This is a genomic window from Plantibacter sp. 2H11-2 (assembly GCF_050031945.1).
GTDB classification, from domain to species: domain Bacteria; phylum Actinomycetota; class Actinomycetes; order Actinomycetales; family Microbacteriaceae; genus Plantibacter; species Plantibacter auratus.
This window is the reverse complement of the sequence record NZ_JBNBBL010000005.1, coordinates 13,649-29,163: the sequence shown is the minus strand read 5'-3', so window position 1 is coordinate 29,163 and position 15,515 is coordinate 13,649. Positions and strand designations below refer to the sequence as shown.

The 15,515-nt window shown below is 69.5% G+C and carries 14 protein-coding genes; 3 read left to right on the top strand and 11 right to left on the bottom strand.

Translation table 11 applies throughout. The features are described from left to right. Window positions 1-9: 9 nt before the first annotated feature. Genes ACQG07_RS11295 through ACQG07_RS11280 form a run of 4 tightly spaced genes read right to left on the bottom strand, consistent with a single transcriptional unit; the run spans window position 10 to window position 3,565 of the window. A complete protein-coding gene (locus ACQG07_RS11295; RefSeq protein WP_138946265.1) occupies window positions 10-426 on the bottom strand; it encodes an RbsD/FucU family protein in 417 nt (138 codons plus the stop codon). Between the two features lie 43 nt (window positions 427-469). Further along, entirely contained in the window at window positions 470-1,330 is an 861-nt protein-coding gene (locus ACQG07_RS11290; RefSeq protein WP_426738347.1) for an amidohydrolase family protein, read from the bottom strand. Further along, on the bottom strand, window positions 1,330-2,283 hold the full coding sequence (locus ACQG07_RS11285) for an aldo/keto reductase (RefSeq protein ID WP_426738346.1): 954 nt from the start codon (window positions 2,281-2,283) through the stop codon (window positions 1,330-1,332). Before ACQG07_RS11285 ends, ACQG07_RS11290 begins: the two co-directional genes overlap by 1 nt. Then, window positions 2,276-3,565: an L-fuconate dehydratase gene (locus ACQG07_RS11280; RefSeq protein WP_426738345.1), complete on the bottom strand. Its 1,290-nt coding sequence runs from the start codon at window positions 3,563-3,565 to the stop codon at window positions 2,276-2,278. The genes ACQG07_RS11285 and ACQG07_RS11280 overlap by 8 nt, the downstream gene beginning before the upstream one ends. A gap of 180 nt (window positions 3,566-3,745) precedes the next feature. Between ACQG07_RS11280 and ACQG07_RS11275 the strand changes: the two genes are divergently transcribed. Next, on the top strand, window positions 3,746-4,648 hold the full coding sequence (locus tag ACQG07_RS11275; protein ID WP_426738344.1) for a fumarylacetoacetate hydrolase family protein: 903 nt from the start codon (window positions 3,746-3,748) through the stop codon (window positions 4,646-4,648). Continuing rightward, entirely contained in the window at window positions 4,645-5,415 is a 771-nt protein-coding gene (locus ACQG07_RS11270) for an SDR family NAD(P)-dependent oxidoreductase (protein WP_124768564.1), read from the top strand. The genes ACQG07_RS11275 and ACQG07_RS11270 overlap by 4 nt, the downstream gene beginning before the upstream one ends. A gap of 251 nt (window positions 5,416-5,666) precedes the next feature. Here the strand turns inward: ACQG07_RS11270 and ACQG07_RS11265 are convergent, their stop codons facing one another. Next, window positions 5,667-6,323 carry a MarR family winged helix-turn-helix transcriptional regulator gene (locus tag ACQG07_RS11265; RefSeq protein WP_426738343.1) on the bottom strand — a complete coding sequence of 219 codons (657 nt, stop codon included), beginning with the start codon at window positions 6,321-6,323 and terminating at the stop codon, window positions 5,667-5,669. Window positions 6,324-6,376: 53 nt separating this feature from the next. Between ACQG07_RS11265 and ACQG07_RS11260 the strand changes: the two genes are divergently transcribed. After that, window positions 6,377-7,147 (top strand): hypothetical protein, encoded by a 771-nt coding sequence (locus ACQG07_RS11260; protein ID WP_426738342.1) that lies wholly within the window; start codon window positions 6,377-6,379, stop codon window positions 7,145-7,147. 394 nt (window positions 7,148-7,541) lie between these two features. Here ACQG07_RS11260 and ACQG07_RS11255 read toward each other — a convergent pair whose 3' ends face one another. The 6 genes from ACQG07_RS11255 to ACQG07_RS11230 all read right to left on the bottom strand — a co-directional run bounded on the left by ACQG07_RS11255 (window position 7,542) and on the right by ACQG07_RS11230 (window position 15,497). Further along, window positions 7,542-8,720, bottom strand: a complete 1,179-nt coding sequence (locus ACQG07_RS11255) for a glycoside hydrolase family 1 protein (RefSeq protein ID WP_064297142.1) — start codon at window positions 8,718-8,720, stop codon at window positions 7,542-7,544. A 140-nt stretch (window positions 8,721-8,860) separates the two neighbouring features. Beyond that, window positions 8,861-10,630, bottom strand: coding sequence for an ABC transporter ATP-binding protein (locus ACQG07_RS11250; RefSeq protein WP_426738341.1), 1,770 nt, complete (start codon window positions 10,628-10,630; stop codon window positions 8,861-8,863). Beyond that, window positions 10,627-11,547, bottom strand: coding sequence for an ABC transporter permease (locus ACQG07_RS11245; protein ID WP_064297140.1), 921 nt, complete (start codon window positions 11,545-11,547; stop codon window positions 10,627-10,629). The genes ACQG07_RS11250 and ACQG07_RS11245 overlap by 4 nt, the downstream gene beginning before the upstream one ends. Continuing rightward, the gene (locus ACQG07_RS11240; protein ID WP_085512196.1) at window positions 11,544-12,515 is read right to left on the bottom strand and encodes an ABC transporter permease; all 972 of its coding nucleotides are present in this window, start codon (window positions 12,513-12,515) and stop codon (window positions 11,544-11,546) included. The genes ACQG07_RS11245 and ACQG07_RS11240 overlap by 4 nt, the downstream gene beginning before the upstream one ends. A gap of 8 nt (window positions 12,516-12,523) precedes the next feature. Continuing rightward, window positions 12,524-14,200, bottom strand: a complete 1,677-nt coding sequence (locus tag ACQG07_RS11235) for an ABC transporter substrate-binding protein (protein ID WP_191940389.1) — start codon at window positions 14,198-14,200, stop codon at window positions 12,524-12,526. A 187-nt stretch (window positions 14,201-14,387) separates the two neighbouring features. Then, on the bottom strand, window positions 14,388-15,497 hold the full coding sequence (locus ACQG07_RS11230; RefSeq protein ID WP_137242419.1) for a LacI family DNA-binding transcriptional regulator: 1,110 nt from the start codon (window positions 15,495-15,497) through the stop codon (window positions 14,388-14,390). Window positions 15,498-15,515 lie beyond the last annotated feature (18 nt).

Here is a 15,515-nt window from a genome sequence, read left to right as displayed (position 1 = left end):
GCGGTCGAGTCAGGCGCCCGGGAGCACGAGGCCCTTCCGCAGGGTGACGTTCCCGTACTTCCTGGTCTCGCCCGTGCGGATGATGAGGAACGCCGTGGCGGCCTCGTCGTAGTAGGCGAACCGGTCGACGAAGCGCACGGCGTCCTCGGTCGTGCCGGCGGCGGCGATGAGTTCCCGCTGGACGTCGAGCACCGTACCGTCGGCACTCGTCATGAGGTCGAGCACGGGCTCGTCGTCGAGCGGGATCACCGTGCGCACCGCTCGGAGGACCTCCGGCGTCGACAGCGTCGGCAGCACGACGACGCGTTCGCCGAGCCGGGTGGCGGGGAAGTGCGCGTCGGCGATCACCACCGCGTCCGAATGTCCCATCGCGTCCAGGTGCAGCAGCAGTTCGCCGCTCAGCACCGGGTCGATCCCTGTCAGCATCGTGACCTCCTCGTCATGGTTCCGTGTCCATCCGTCTGCCCGATCATGTCAGTCCGTCGCCGACCGGCCCGCGGGGGTCGAGCCGGTAGACGCGCGTCGCCGTCCCGCCACGCAGTGCATCGCGTTCCGCCGGCGACAACTCGTCGACGAGACCGGACAGCTCGTGCCAGACCGCACCGTACCCGCCGCTCGTGACGGTCATCGGCCAGTCGCCGCCGAGCATCAACCGCTCGGGCCCGAAGCAGGCGAGTGCGGTGTCCCAGGCCCGACGCACGTCGGCCGCCACGAACGGCCGACCGGCTCGATTGAGGCCCGACACCTTGGCGACCACGTTCGGTGACGCCGCCGCCGCGGCCAGCTCGGTCGCCCATCGTTCGAAGGCCTCATCGTCGCGCGGCGGCTTCGCGAGGTGGTCGACGACGATCGTCAGCCCCTCCTCCAGCCGTGCGAGTCCGGTGGCGTCACGGAGCAGCCGAGGGAAGGCGTTCGGGAGGTCGAGCGGAAGCCCCCGGTCCGCGAGGACCGCCGCCAACCGGCGCGCGGGCGCTGCCAGGAGCAGGCCGTCCCGGGGATCGTCGTGCAACAGCTGACGAACGCCGCGGAATCGTGGATGCACTCCCCAACGGTCGAGCAGTTCCTCGGCCCGCTTCGCATCGTCGATCGGTACCCAGCCGACGACGCCGACCACCCAGCTGCAGGTGTCCGATGCGTGGAGCATGGAGATCGTGTCGAGCTCCGTGTCGTCGGCCTGGACGAGGATCGCCGCTTCGACGCCGGCAGCCTGCAGTTCCGCGGCTGCACGCTCCGGCGTGAAGTCCTCGCGAAGTGCCTCGTCGGCCGAAGCGAGCCAGTGATACCCGTCGGCGCGATTCCACAGATGGAGGTGCGCGTCGATCGTCCGCATCAGCCGAGCAGCCCTCTGGTGCGCAGCTCCGTCCAGAAGGTCTCGGGGATCGGCGCCTCGAAGCGCTCCACGTTCTGGATCATCTGCTCCGGCCGCGAGGCGCCGACAGCGACCGTCCGCACGGCGGGGTGGCGGAGCGGGAACTGGAGGGCGGCCGCGGGCAGTTCGACCTCGAACCGACGGCAGATCTCGGCGATGTCGACGGCGCGGTCGAAGACCTCAGGTGGGACGGCACCGTACTCGTATCGTCCGTCACGGTCGGGGACGGCGCGGGCCAGCAGACCGGAGTTGAACACCGAGGCGGCGACCACGCCGACGCCGTGTTCCAGACAGGCGGGCAGCACCTCCTCGCCCGCTGGCTGCTCGGCGAGCGTGTACCGACCGGCGATCATGATGAGGTCGGTCAGGCCCGTGCGCACCGCGGCGAGCAGAGCGGCGACGTCCATCGACCCGATCCCGACCGCCCCGACGAGTCCTTCGTCGCGGAGGGCGGCGAGCGCCGGAATCCCCTCGGAGATCCCGGATTCGGGGTCGTTCCGTTCCGGGTCGTGGAGGTAGAGCACATCGACGTGGTCGAGCCCGAGTCGCTCGAGGGACTCGTCGAGCGAGCGCCGCACGCCCGACTCACTCGCGTCCCACTCGCGCCGCACGGTCGCCGGGACGACGAAGTCGTTGTCCGTGTCGAGCGCACCTTCCCCCGCGGGGTTCGGCACGAGGAGGCGGCCGACCTTGGTGGACAGGACGTACTCGTCGCGAGGCTTCGTCCGGAGGAAGGCGCCGAGCCGGCGCTCGGAGAGACCGAGGCCGTAGTGCGGAGCCGTGTCGTAGAAGCGGACGCCGTGTTCCCAGGCCGCATCGAGGATCGCCCAGGCCTCCTCATCGCCGAGCTCGCGGTAGAGGTTGCCGAGGTTGGCGGCGCCGTACGCGAGCCGCGGGACGAGGAGGTCAGGCACCGGCGCCCCGGAAGGTGAACTCGGCGATCGACGTCGCGAGCATCTCCGAACCGCCGCCGGGGGCGACCGGCGCGCGGTACCGGCCGGCGACGATCTCGACGGGCTCGACGAAGTGCTCGTGCAGGTGGTCGACGAATTCGATCATGCGTCCATCCTCGCTCCCAGACACGGCGATGAAGTCGAACATCGAGAGGTGCTGCACCGCTTCGCACAGCCCGACGCCACCGGCGTGCGGGCAGACCGGGACACCGAACTTCGCAGCCAGGAGGAGGATCGTGATGTTCTCGTTCACGCCGGCGACCCGCGTGGAGTCGATCTGGAGCACCTGGAGGGCGTCGGCCTGCAGGAACTGCTTGAACATGATGCGGTTCGCCATGTGCTCACCGGTCGCGACCGGGATCGGGGCGACGCCGCGCGCGATCGCCGCGTGGCCGAGGATGTCGTCGGGGCTCGTCGGCTCCTCGATCCAGGCGATGTCGTAGGGGGCGAGTCGGGACATCCAGTCGATCGCCTCCGCGACGTCCCACCGCTGATTGGCGTCGACGGCGATCCGGATGTCGGGTCCCACGGCGTTCCGGGCGATGGCGAGGCGACGGACGTCGTCCTCCACATTCCCGCCGACCTTGAGTTTGACCTGCGCGAATCCGTCCGCGACCGCTTCGCGACACAGGCGGTCGAGCTTCTCGTCGGAGTAGCCGAGCCACCCGGGCGTGGTCGTGTAGGCGGGGTACCCGGCGGCGAGCAGGGCCTCGGTCCTGGCCTTCCGTCCCGGTTCGGCGCGTCGGAGGATCGCGAGGGCGTCGTCCGGGGTGAGGACGTCGCTCAGGTAGCGGAAGTCGACGAGCTCGACGAGCTCCTCCGGCGTCATCGTGGCGAGCAGCCGCCAGAGCGGCAGGCCGGCGCGTTTGGCCTTGAGGTCCCAGAGCGCGTTGACGACGGCGCCGATCGCCATGTGCATGACGCCCTTCTCGGGGCCGAGCCACCGGAGCTGGGAGTCGTAGACGAGTTCGCGCCAGAAGGACCCGAGGGCGTCGAGCACGGGCTCGACCTCGCGACCGAGGAGGTGGTCCCGGAGGGCGTGGATGGCTGCGACCTCGACGTCGTTGCCGCGTCCGATCGTGAAGACGAAGCCGTGGCCCTCGTGGCCGTCGTCCGCGTCCGTCACGAGCCGCAGGTAGGCGGCGGAGTAGTCGGGGTCGGGGTTCATGGCATCCGAGCCGTCGAGGGTGGTCGAGGTCGGGAACCGGACGTCGTGCGTCTCGAATCCGATGATGGTACTCACGTCGGCATGCTCCTTCGGGCTGGTGCCACCGAGCTTAGACATCCGATGTCTGGGCTGTCAATGCGCTCAGCGTGGACCAAATCACTTGTTGCAACGGCCGGGTCGGGCGGTAGAGTTCAGACGTTATCGGCTACGGAGCCGGGTCCGCACGCGGGCACCGGCGGAACCGGAAGGACCAGCATGCGCTTCGCCAGACTCGGCCCCGCGGACGGGGAGACCCCCGTCGTGTTCGCGGGAGACACCGCCTACGACCTCCGATCGATCACTCCCGACATCGACGGAGCGTTCCTCGCCGGCGGCGGCGTCGATCAGGTTCGCGCCGCCCTCGAGTCGGGTGCGCTCCCCGTCCTCGACGGCGCCGACGAGCTCCGGATCGGCGCTCCGATCGCCCGGCCGAGTGCGGTCGTCTGCATCGGGATGAACTACGCGGCGCACGCGGCAGAGTCCGGATCCGCTCCGCCCGAGATCCCGATCATGTTCCTGAAGACGCCGAACACGGTCGTCGGCCCGAACGACGACGTCCGCATCCCGCGCGGCAGCACGAAGACCGATTGGGAGGTCGAGCTGGGCGTCGTCATCGGCGAGCGCACCTCCTACCTCGACGGCCCTGAGGACGCCCTCGGCCGCATCGCCGGCTTCGTCACCGCGAACGACGTGTCGGAGCGCGACTTCCAGATGGCGGCGAGTGGCGGGCAGTGGTCGAAGGGCAAGTGCGCTCCGGGCTTCAACCCGACCGGCCCGTGGCTCGTGACGCCCGACGAGGTCGACGCCGGCGCTCTGCGACTCCGCAGCTGGGTCAACGGCGAACCGCGTCAGGACTCGAGCACGGCGGACCTCATCTTCGACGTCGCCACGGTCATCTGGCACCTGAGCCAGTACCTGCAGCTCGAACCCGGCGACCTCGTCCTGACCGGCACACCCGAGGGCGTCGCGCTCTCCGGCCGCTTCCCCTACCTCGCACCGGGCGACGTCTGCGAGGTCGAGATCGAGGGCCTCGGTCGCCAGCGACAGCGGTTCGTCGACCCGGTCCCCGGAATCGCGCCGGCGGCGAAGCCAGCCGAGGCACTCGGAGCCCGCGCATGAGCGCCGAAGACACCGGCGAGTTCGACGGACTCGTCGCGATCGTCACCGGCGGCGCTTCGGGGATCGGCGCCGCGATCGTCGAACGCCTCGCCGCAGCTGGCGCGAGCGTCGCGATCCTCGACCTGAACCCGTCGCCCGACGAGGACTCCGCCACCCGCCTGTCGGTGCGGGCGAATGTCGCCGACGACGCGTCGGTCCGCGCGGCGATCGACGCCGTCGTCGCACGGTTCGGCCGCCTCGACATCATCGTGAACAACGCCGGTATCGGCGCGCAGGGCACCATCGAGTCCAACGACGACGACGAGTGGCACCGCGTCTTCGACATCAACGTGGTCGGCATGGCTCGCGTGACGCGCGCGGCCCTCCCACACCTGCGCGAGTCGCCGTCGGCCGCGATCGTGAACACCGCGTCGATCGCCGCGACGGCGGGGCTCCCCCAGCGCGCGCTCTACACGGCGACGAAGGGGGCCGTGCTGTCCTTGACGCGAGCGATGGCCGCCGACCACCTGCGCGAGGGCATCCGGGTGAACTGCGTCAACCCGGGCACGGCCGACACCCCGTGGGTGGGCCGACTGCTCGACAGCGCGCCAGACCCGGCCGCCGAGCGCGCCGCGCTCGAGGCACGCCAGCCGCATGGCCGACTCGTCGCCGCGACCGAGGTCGCCGGTGCAGTCGCCTACCTGGCGAGCCCGCGATCAGGCTCGACGACCGGCACCTCGATCGCCGTCGACGGCGGGATGCAGGAGCTCCGCCTCCGCCCCGAGTAGCGAGAGCGGGGTCCCGACGCCGCCTCACCGTTCACAAGGCAGGAGCGCCCCGGCGGTTCTCCCGCGAGACGGCCATCCCCAGGCCGACACGCCTGACTCCTCCTGAATTGCGAACGGCATGGACCGGACGGGTCCGATCGTGCAGCACTCAGGCGCACGCCGGCGCGTCCGGCCACCGAGGGGATGATCCGGCTCGACTCACCGGGACGCTCCTGAATTGCGAACCCGGAGTCGAGGATCAGGCGGGCGAGCTACCGGTCGGTGTCGGGGCGCGGCCACGCGGCGACGAAGCGCTCGAGGTACGCGGCGAACTGCGCCGCCTCCTCGGGCGCGAATCCCGAGAGCGCGGTCGTGACCGCGTCGCGTCGGCCCCGGTGCGCCTCCTGCAGGACCGCGCGGCCGGCGGCGCTCAGCTGCACCACGCTGCGTCGACCGTCGTTCGGGTCGACTGCGCGAGCGACCTCGCCGCGCTTCGTCGCTTCGGCCACGAGCCTGCTCGCGCGAGGCTGGTCGACGCCGATCGACTCCGCGAGCGCACTGATCCCCATGCCACCGGCCGCCTCATCACGAGCGAGCGCGTCCAGCATCCGGAACCGAGCAGCCTGTGCGATCGCCTGCTCACGCGGGTGACGGGGGCCGCCGCCGGGAGCCCAGGGCCCGCCGAAGCCGGGTCCGAAGCCGGGACCGCGCCCGCGCCCGCGTTCATCCTCAGCGCCGCCGTCGGCGTCGTGCCGATGACCGCCCCCGTGCTCATCGTGGTGGTGATGGCCGGGCCCGACGCGCCCACCGCGTCCGCCGAAGCGACGGCCTGACTGGTCCCGTCGGATCTGGACGAGGGCCTGCTCGATCATCTCCACCGGGTCGGTTGCTGTGGGTTCGCTGGGCTGCGCTTGACGATCGTCGGACATACATGTCATTATACATTTACATGTAACAGAGCATGCAAATAAGGAGACCACCCATGAACACCCTCACGACTTCCCCAGAGCAGTCCACCACCCAGTCCGCAGCGCGCCCGCTCGGCTTCTGGCTCCGCACCGTCGATCACGCGCTCAAGCACTCGATGCACGAGGTGCTCGCCGAGGACGGCCTCGGCCGCCGCAGCTGGCGCACGCTCGAGCTCATCGCCTCCGGCGCGTCGAGCGTCGAGGAGCTCGACGCCTCGCTCCCGCCACACCGCCACGGACCGCGCGGCTCCGAACGGTTCGGCCGCCGCGGCGGGTTCGGCCTCGGTCGCGGCTTCGGTCGCCCGGAGCGCACCGCCGAGACGACGGCGGACACCGCATCCGCCGAGCGTCCGAGCGGCCACGAGCACGGCCACCCCGCTCACGATCGGGCCTTCGGGCGCGGCCTCGAGTCCGGTGCCGGCTTCGGTCGTGATCACCGTCCCGGCGGCGCACCGTTCGGCCCCGGCCACGGCCACCACCGCGGTCACCGAGGTCCTCGTCGCTCGACCGCGGACATCGTCATGGACTTCGCCGCCCGCGGCTGGGTCATCGTCGACGCCGACGGCATCACCCTGACGGACGCCGGTCGCGAGGCGCACGACGCGCTCCGCACCAAGGTCGACGCGGTCCGCCAGACCGTCGCCGACGCCGTCTCGCCCGAGGACCTCGCGACGACGCTCGCCAGCCTCGAGAGCATCGCCCGAGCCTTCGGCTGGGCCGAGCCTTCGGCGCACGAGCGCGGCCCGCGTGGTCGCTTCGGTCGCGGCCCTCGCAGCGAGCGCTGACCGGCCGCCGGCGTCTTCCGCCCATGCGGACCCCAGCCGAACACCATGCACAGAGCCCCGGGCAGCAACCGCTGCCCGGGGCTCTCTCCGTTCGACCCACCGTCCCGTTCTCAGGACTCCGTGGCGTGTCGCCCTCCCGCGAAGCCCGACACACCGGACTGCTCCTGAGTCAGGGACGAACGGACCACACCCGACCCCGGCGCCCCTATCTCAGGACTCCGTCGCGTGTTGCCACCCACACGAGCCCGACACACCGGACATCTCCTGAGTTGGGCACGACCGGACCACACGCGACCCCGGCGCCCCTATCTCAGGACTCCGTCGCGTGTCGCCACCCACACCAGCCCGACACACCGGACAACTCCTGAGTTGGGGACGGGACCGGGGGCTTCAGCTACTCCGTGAGGCCGTTCGCCTTCGCGACGTTCCCGAGCCACGCGAGGCTCGGCTTCGGCGTGCGCACGAAGGTCTCGCGATCGACGGCGATGAGGCCGAAGGTCGGTCGGAAGCCGCTCGCCCACTCGTAGTTGTCGAGCGCGCTCCAGTGGAGGTACCCCTCGAGCTGGATCCCGTCCTGGATGCAGGCGTGGAGCTCGCGCAGGGCGCCGTCCGTGTAGTCGATCCGACGGGTGTCGTCTGAGGTCGCGATGCCGTTCTCGGTGATCATGATCGGCACCCCGCCCGACAGCTCCCAGGCGCTCCGCACACCTTCGGCGGCGGCCGGAGGGTAGAACTCCCAACCGGTGAGCGTCGTCTCGACGCCGTCCTCGACGGGCAGCGGTCCCTTCGGCCCGATGAACGTGCGCGTGTACGCCTGGACGCCGAGGAAGTCGTCGCCGGCGGACTGCTCGAGGTACCAGTCGTCACGCGGGTAGCCGTACTCGCGCAGCATCTCGTCGGAGCCCGGCTCACCGTTCGACCGGAACGCCTGCGTCGCGATGGTCCAGCCGGACTTCAGGCCGGACACCTGCGAGAGCACCTCGCGCGAACGCTTGTGGGACTCGAGGAGTGCGTCGGCCACGAAGAGGTCCGGGTTCGGCAGGCCGTACGCGACGAGGTTCGCCGCGTCCTCACCACCGGCGAGCATCGCGGCGATGTTCGGCTCGTTGATGGTGCAGACGTGTTCGACGCCCTCGCCGACGATCGGCAGGGTCAGCTCGGTGTACCGCGCGAAGAGGTCGGCGGCGTCCTTCGCCCGCCAGAACCCGTCACGTTCGAACCAGCGCGGCACCGTGAAGTGCATGAGCGTGACGACGGGGTTGAGTCCCAGCTCGTGCGCGGTGTCGACCATGCGACGGTAGTGGTCGACCTCGGCACGCGAGACGATGCCGCGCTCGGGCTCGATCCGCGCCCACTCGATGCTGAACCGGTAGGTGTTCAGCCCGGCGTCGGCGAGCAGCTGCATGTCCTCGCGGTAGCGGTGGTAGCTGTCCATCGCGTCGCCCGAGGGCTCGACGATGTTCGTCCCGGCTTCGTGCTCGTGCACCCACCAGTTGCTGTTGATGTTGTTGCCCTCGATCTGGTGGGCAGCGGTGGCGGCGCCCCAGAGGAAGCCGTCGGGGAAGGTCAGCACGGGTGTTGCTCCTGTTTCATGTAGAGGTGTGGCCCTTCGACAAGCTCAGGGACCGGGAGGAAGACCAGGCCCTTCGACAAGCTCAGGGACCGGGAGGGGTGGGCGCAGGGACCGGGGAAAACGCAGGGACGGGACGGGCGTCAGCGCTTGGCGCGGGCCGGGTTGGGGACGGCGTCGAGCAGCTGGATCGTGTACGGATCCTGCGGGTGCTGCAGGACGTGCGCGGTCTCGCCACGTTCGACGACGCGACCCTGGTTGAGGACCATGATGTTGTCGGTCACGAGTCGCGCCGACAGCAGGTCGTGCGTGATGTAGAGCATCGAGACGCCCCACTGCTCACGCAGGTCCTCGAGCAGCGCGAGCACACCGGCACGCAGCGACACGTCGAGCATCGACACGGGCTCGTCGGCGATGAGCACCTGCGGGTCGCTCGCGAGCGCCCGGGCGATCACGACGCGCTGCCGCTGTCCACCGGAGAGCTGGTGGGGCAGCTTCGCCGCGAACTGCTCGACGGGCGAGAGGCCCACCGTCTCGAGGAGTTCGAGTACGCGCTTGCGCACCGCGTCACCCTTCAGCCCGGTGAAGTTCACCACCGGACGGGTGAGCGTGTACTCGACCGTGTGCAGCGGGTTGAGCGCCGCATACGGGTCCTGGAAGATCATCTGCACGTTCTTGTGCAGGTTCCGGATGCCCTTGCGGTTCAGCTGGGCGACGTCGAGGTCACCGAAGCGGACCGCACCGGAGGTCGGCTTCTCGATTCCCGTGATGAGCTTCGCGATGGTCGACTTGCCGGAGCCCGAGGCCCCCACGAGCGCGAGCGACTGACCGGGTTCGAGCGTGAACGACACGTCGTCGACGGCCGTCACCGCTGACTCACCGCGGCGCGGCGGCGGGTAGACCCTCGAGACGGCGTCGACGATGACCGCCGACTCGGCCGAACGACCGGCGCGCGACGAGGCCTTGCCCGACTCGGAGCTCGCGCTCGTCGCGGTCGGGACGCTCGTCGTGGTGCCGGACACCGGAGCAGTGCCCCGGTTCGCACGCGAGGGGAAGCCAGGCAGCTCGACGACCGCGGCGCGCGGGTCGGCGTAGTGACTGAGCAGCATCCGCGTGTAAGGGTCCTGCGGACGCTCGAGGATGTCGCGACTCGGGGCGTCCTCGACGATGCGACCCTCGTGCATGACGAGCACGCGCTGCGTCGCCTCGAGCACGACGCCGAGGTCGTGGCTGATGAGGATGGCGGTGAACCCCTCGGCCTGCTGCAGCTCGGTGATCGTGTCCATGATCGCGTGCTGCACGAGGACGTCGAGCGCGGTGGTCGGCTCGTCGAACACCATGAGGCGGGGCTCGAGCGACAGGGCCAGTGCGATGGACACGCGCTGACGCATGCCGCCGGACAGCTCGCCGGGGAAGCGCGCGAGCACCTGCGGCGTCAGCCCGACCTTGTCGACCAGCTCGGCCATCCGAGCGTCCCAGCGGTCGCGGGAGACGTGGCCGTGCGCCTTAAAGATGTCCACGAAGTGGTTGCGGATCGTGCGGACCGGGTTGAGCGCGTTCATGCCCGACTGCAGCACCATGGCGAAGCCGCCCTGACGCTGCTCACGGAGCGCCTCGTCGCCGAGCTCGCGGATGTCCTTGCCACCGAAGAGGATCTGCCCGCCGTTGATGCGGGCAGGCGGCTTCTGCAAGCGGGTGGCCGCGAAGCCGAGCGTCGACTTCCCGGAGCCGGACTCGCCGACGAGCCCGATGAACTCACCGGCACCGACGGAGAACGACACGTGGTCGACCGCCTGGACCGGCGCGGCGCCGACGGACTCGTAGACGACGGACAGGTCGCGGACCTCGAGGAGCGCTCCGGTCCCGGCTGCCGGCGCGGATGCGCTCTCGGCCTGGAGGTTGACGGCGTTCATCGTGACTTCCCTTCACGGAGGCGCGGGTTGCTGATCGCGTCGACACCGAAGTTGATGAGGGTGAGGCTCATCGCGAGGAGCGCGATGCAGAGACCGGGGGCGAAGAGGAGGATCCACTGACCGGTGAGCAGGGCGTTGGAGTTCTGCGCCCAGTAGAGGATGGTGCCCCAGCTGACGATCGACGAGTCGCCGAGGCCCAGGAACTCGAGGCCGGCCTCCGCGAGGATCGCACTCGTCGCGGCACCGAAGAAGCCACCGGCGATGAGGGACGTCATGTTGGGCAGGATCTCGTTGAACACGATGCGGAACGGTCGGTCGCCGGAGAAGCGGGCCGCGGTCACGAAGTCACGCGAACGCAGCGACTGCGTCTGGCTGCGGAGCACGCGGGCACCCCACGCCCACCCGGTGATGACGATGACCGCGACGATCATCACGAGCCCACCGTTCTGGAGGTACGCGGCGATGACGATCATGAGCGGCAGGCCGGGCACCACGAGGAACAGGTTGACGATGAAGTTGACGACCTCGGCGCCGAAGCCCTTGATGTAGCCCCAGCTGAGGCCGATCAGGACCGCGACGATCGTCGACAGGATGCCCGCGATGAATCCGACCGTGACGCTGATCTGCGAACCGTAGATGAGCTGACTGAGGACGTCCTCGCCCGCCGCTGTCGTCCCGAACCAGTGCTCGGGACTCGAGTCGGCGTTCCGGGGGAACCCGTCCTGGCTCGCGCCGTACGGTGCGAGCACCGGGGCGAAGATCGCGACGAGGATGAAGAACGCGAGGATGATGAGCCCGAGGCGGGACTTCCAGTTGGCCCAGAGCGTCGCCGCCGATCGACCGATGAAGGCGAACTTCCTCGGCGGACGCACGGCCTGGTCGGACTGCAGTGTCTTGACGTGCTGTGTGGTGGTCATCGGCGGGTCCTTGGGTCGAGTACGCCGTACAGGATGTCGACGAGGAAGTTGGCGATGAGCACGCTCACGGTGATGAGCAGGAAGAGCGCCTGCATGAGCGGGTAGTCCTGTCCGATCACCGCGTTGAACAGGAGGAAGCCGATGCCCGGGTATCCGAAGACCTGCTCCACGAGGATCGAGCCGCCGACCACACCGCCGAGCGCGAGCCCGAAGCCGGTGAGGTTCGGGAGGATCGCGTTGCGGGCCGCGTACTTGATGGCGACCGTGCGACCACGGAGACCGTTCGCCTCGGCGAAGGTCACGTAGTCGTCACCGAGGGTGTTGATCATCGCGTTGCGCATGCCGATGATCCAGCCACCGAGGCTCGTCACGAGGATCGTCAGCGCCGGCAGCACCGCGTGGTACGCGACGTCGACGATGAAGTCCCAGGTGAAGGCAGGCGAAGCCGTCGGGCCGAAGGCACCCGAGGTCGGGAACCAGTGGAGCACGTAGCCGGCGAAGAACAGCAGGAGCAGTGCGGTCCAGAAGTATGGGAACGTGCTGGCGAAGGTGCCACTCAGCGTCGGCAGGGCGTCGAGCCAGGTGTTCCGCCGCCAGGCCGCGAGCACGCCGATGAGGGTGCCGAGGATGAAGGCGACGATCGTCACGATCCCGAGAAGGATGATCGTGTACGGGAACGCCTGCCAGATGAGCTCACCGACCGACTGCGGGAAGAAGGTGTACGAGACCCCGAAGTCGAGCGTGACGACCTGGTGGAGGTACGTGACGTACTGCTCCCAGAGGTTGCCGCCGGGGACACCGAGTTGGGCCTCGATCGCCGCACGCGTGGCCGCGGAGACCGGGCCGTTCTGCGCGAGCTTCGCGATCGCGGCGTCGGTCGGGGAACCGGGCATGAGCCGCGGCAGGAGGAAGTTCAGCGTGACCGCCGCCCACAGGGTGAGGACGAAGAGGCCGAGTTTGCGCACCATGTACACGGTCACTCACCGTCCTTCCGGAGCTTGAGGTGCGTGAACACGAGGAGCGGGGTCTGGTCGTAGGTCTGCAGCGGTGCGTAGGGGTTGTCCGCATCGGGCCAGCCGGTGAACTTCTTGTCGTTGTAGAGGCCCCAGAGTCCGCCGTAGTACATGCCGATGACCGGGAAGTCGCTGTAGACGATCTGCTGCATCTGGTGACTCAGCCCCAGGCGAGTGGCCTCGTCGGTGGTCTCCTTGTACTGGGCGAGCAGCTGGTCCATCTGCGGGTTGCGGTAACGACCGAAGTTGCTGGACGTCGTCTCGCCGATCGGCTTCGCGAACTCGCTGTTGAAGCTGTTGTTGAAGCCCTGGAACATGATGCCGTTGCCCATACCACCCATGGCGACCTCGAAGGCGCCGCTCTGGATCGCCTGCTGGTACCCCGGCGGCTGCGGCTGCTTGATCTGCACGTCGATGCCGAGGGCGCCGAGCTCCTTGCGGACCTCCTGGACCGCGCGGAGCCAGTCCGCGTAGCCGTTGGCGGTCGTGATCGAGAAGCTGAACTGCTTGCCCGCCGCGTCGACGAGCTTGCCGCCCTGCTGGGTGTACCCAGCGGCCGCGAAGGCCTCGAGGGCGCCGGCGGTGTCCTGCGTGATCATGCCCTGGTTCGGCAGGGTCGGGTCGAGTTCTGCCTCCTGGTTGGGGAGCATGAGGCTCGACTGGCCGGCGGCACCGAGGTAGCCCTCGGTCGCTGCGTCGGCGATCTTGTCGCGGTCGAGCGCCAGGGCGATGCCGCGACGGACGTCGACGTTGTCGAACGGGGCGACGTCCATGTTGGGCACGAGCCCGATCACGCCTCCCGGCGGGAACCAGAACTTGTTGTGGTCGTTTGCCGCACCCCAGGTGCCTTCGACGTTCGACAGGAACGAGTACGCCCAGTCGAAGCCCTTGGTCACGATGTCGAGTTCACCGGTGGCCGCGGGGATCACGAGGTGGTTGACCTCGATCTTGTCGGCCTGCCAGTACGTCTCGTTCTTGTCCATCGTGTACTGCTGCGAGGTGTAATTGCCGAGGACGTAGGGGCCGGTGCCGACCGGGTTCGGGTTCCGCCAGGTGTCGGGGCTCTTGACGTCCTTCCAGATGTGCTCCGGGACGATGAGCGTCTGCGAGACGATGTCGGCCGCGGGGGCGTCGTCGTCGAGCAGGTGCATGATGACGTGCTGGCCCTTCACCTCGATCGTGTCGATGTGCTGCCAGGCGCCCTTCTGGTCGAGCGTCGGGTACTGCTTGATGAGGTCGAAGGTGAACTTCACGTCCTCAGGGGTGAAGGCTTCACCGTCGGACCAGGTGGCGCCGTCGCGGATCGTGTAGTCGATCGTGCGGGCGTCCGGGAGGTCGACCTTCTCGGCGAGCCACGGCGTCTCCTTGCCGTCGAGCACGTTGATGATCACGAGCGGCTCGTAGATGTAACTCGAGGCCGAGCGCTTGTTCACGAGGTAGGGGTTGAAGTTCCGCTCGAGCATCGGGGTGCCCTTGTCGGAGGCCAGCAGCATCGTGTCGGCGGGGATCGAGGGATCCGGCTCGCTCTTGATCTGGATGCTGCAGCCGGAGACGAGCAAGGCCGCCGCGGCGATCATCGCCGCTGCTCCGAGTCGTCTGCGCCTGCGGACCTTGGTCCGCTCGTGCGTCGTGTGCGTCATCGCCACCGTCCTTGCTGAAGTCTGTACCGGTTGAGTGTAAGCGCATACATTGCCCGACGCAACCCGTGTCGGTCATCCGACCCTGTTCGCAATTCAGGAGAGCCTCGGCGCGGCGGCCTCGTGGGGGACGGACGCGCCGCGGCACGCCGCGGGCTTCCTGAATGGTGAACGCGAGGGGAGACGATGATCAGGACGTGATCGACTCGGAGCTCTCGCGGAGGACGACCTCGACGGGGAGGCGGACGGACATCGCGGGCAGCTTCGGTTCGGCGAGGCGACGGGCGAGCGCCTGCACGGAGACCCGGCCGAGCGTCTCCATCGGCTGCCGGACCGTCGTGAGCCGCGGAGCCGACAGGCGGCCGGCGTCGATGCCGTCGAATCCGGTGACGATGAGCTCGTCCGGGACCGCGACCCCCGCGATCCTGGCGGCGTCGATCACGCCGAGCGCCATCTGGTCGTTGGCGCACACGACGGCCCGCGGCAGCCCGTCGCGTCGGAACAGCTCCCGACCGACCCGCCGCCCGCCCTCGCGGGTGAAGTCGCCGCGGAGGGTCGGCTCCTCCGGGGCGTCGAGCGACCGGTCGGCGAGAGCCGCGCGGAACCCGCTCCAGCGCTCCGCGTCATCGGGCGATCCGAGGCTTCCCGCCACGTACTCGAGCTCTCGGGCACCGAGGTCGTCGATGAGGTGCGCCGTGAGCGTGCGCATCCCCTCGGCGTTGCTCACCGAGACGTGATCGAGGTCGTCGCCGCGCCGGGGCCCCGCCATCACGACGATCGGGACGTGACGTGACAGGCGCGCGAGCTCCTCCTCGCTCGCGCTCCCGGCCAACACCATGAGGCCGTCCACCCGACCCGCCATGTCGCGCACGGTCTGCGTCGCCGTGGATCCGCGTCCGACGCCGACGAGCAGTGCGAACCCGCTCCGCCAGGACTCCAGCTCGCAGCCGCGCAGCACCTCGTCGAAGTAGAGGTTGAGCGTCCGCGTGTCGGTCCGCTCCGGGATGTCGCGGACGATGCGCGCTCCCCCGGCCGCCGCCTCGTCACCCTCGAGGGCGATGTCCCCGAGGTCGTCCATCGCGTCGAGCCCCTGGAAGAACAGGCCGATGACGCCGGTGCGGCGCGCGGCGAGTCCTCGTGCGGCCCCACTCGGGACGTACCCGAGTTCACCGACCGAGGCGAGCACGCGGTCTCGCGTGGCCGGTTTCACGTCGTCGGGGCGGCTGAGCACCCGCGAGACCGTCGCGATGGAGACGCCGGCGTGGTGCGCGACGTCGTAGACCGTCGGCGGTTTCGTCATGGGAACGCCTTCCTTCGG